Origin of the sequence: Malikia spinosa, assembly GCF_002980625.1 — a bacterium.
Taxonomy (GTDB): Bacteria; Pseudomonadota; Gammaproteobacteria; order Burkholderiales; family Burkholderiaceae_C; genus Malikia; species Malikia spinosa.
The window spans coordinates 1-1,483 of sequence record NZ_PVLR01000063.1; the positions used below are offsets into that span (position 1 = coordinate 1).

Annotated in this window: 1 protein-coding gene; it reads left to right on the forward strand. The window is 61.9% G+C overall.

All coding sequences use genetic code 11. The features are described 5' to 3' along the window. Positions 1-99 precede the first annotated feature (99 nt). Positions 100-1,170: an IS110 family RNA-guided transposase gene (locus C6P61_RS16515; protein ID WP_105731013.1), complete on the forward strand. Its 1,071-nt coding sequence runs from the start codon at positions 100-102 to the stop codon at positions 1,168-1,170. The last annotated feature ends 313 nt before the right edge of the window (positions 1,171-1,483 follow it).

Sequence of the window (1,483 nt, forward strand, 5' to 3'; positions counted from 1 at the left end):
TCCGAATACGAAGGGACTTCCCACTTCCGGGCTACGGCATCGAGTGCCAAGATTGGCGTGTTGGAAGTCAATCTCAACCCCAGTGGAAGGAGAAGTCCCATGAGCAACATTACACGAGTCGGCGTCGATTTGGCCAAGAACCTCATCCAGGTCCATGCGGTCGATGCCATTGGCAAGGTGGTGACGAACCGGACGCTCAAGCGCGAGAAGTTCCTGGCCTGGTGTGCCGATCTGCCCCCAGGCTGCCTCGTGGCGATGGAGGCTTGCAGCGGCGCCCACCACTGGTGTCGCAAACTCCGCGAACGTGGTTTCGATGCTCGCATGATTCCCGCACCGTTCGTCGCGCCGTACCGGATCCAGGGCAAGAGCGGCAAGAACGACGCCAACGATGCGGCAGCGGTGTGCGAGGCAGCCTCGCGGCCACACATGAACTTCGTGCCGCCCAAGACGCTCGATCAGCAGGGCATGCTGTGCGTGCATCGCCTGCGCGAAGCCCTCAAGGAAGAACGTACAGCCTGCATGAACCGCATCCGAGGTCTGCTGGCAGAGTTCGGAGTGGTGCTGCCCCAGACACCCGCCATCCTGCGGCAGCACCTCAACGACGTGCTGGAGGATGCCAGCAACGACATCGCCGGGATGGCCCGCCTGGCGCTGCAAAGGGCCCAGGAACACTGGCGAGAGCTCGAAGCGCATATCCAGTGGTGCGACGAGCGCATTGCCGCCCACCAGAAGGACGACGAGCAGGTCCAGCGGGCTGCCGAGCTCAAGGGTGTCGGCCCCATCACCGCGTCAGCCGTCGTAGCCACGGTCGGCGACTTCAAGCAGTTCAGGAACGGCGCCCAGTTCGGCGCCTGGCTGGGGCTGACGCCGAAACAGAATTCCAGCGGCGGCAAGACCAGCCTGGGCGGCATCACCAAGCGCGGCAGCAACTACTTGCGAAACCTGCTGATACAGGGGGCCAAATCGGTCGTGTTTACCGGCAAGAACAACGATGACCCCGTCTCGCAGTGGGCGCAGCGGCTGCGAGAGCGCTGCGGCTGGCAGAAGGCCGCCGTGGCGCTCGCTAACAAGAATGCGCGGATTCTCTGGGCCGTCATGACCAGGGACAAACGCTATGACGCCCACCATGTCAGCGTCTCACCTGCTGGAGCGATGCCAGCGGCAGCGTAACCGGCCAGAACGGCAACGTCCGCCACGAAGTCTCTTTCCTTGCCAGACGTGAAATCGAAGATGCATTGAACAGGTCAGACCGGCAGTGGGTCAGCTCGGTCAGGAAACTGTGGGTCCATGGACACCACGAAATCCGAATGGAGCCCCGCTGAGCGGTTCGTATCTGGGGCCGCACCAAGTGCAACAAGCCCGTCTGTAGATGTGCAGTCTGTTCCTCGTTTCATGCCGCTCGAACTATGTCAGTAGCCAGGAAACCGTCTTCAAGGAAAACCACGCCTACCGCACTTGACTACGTGGGAAGTCCCTGTAGTTT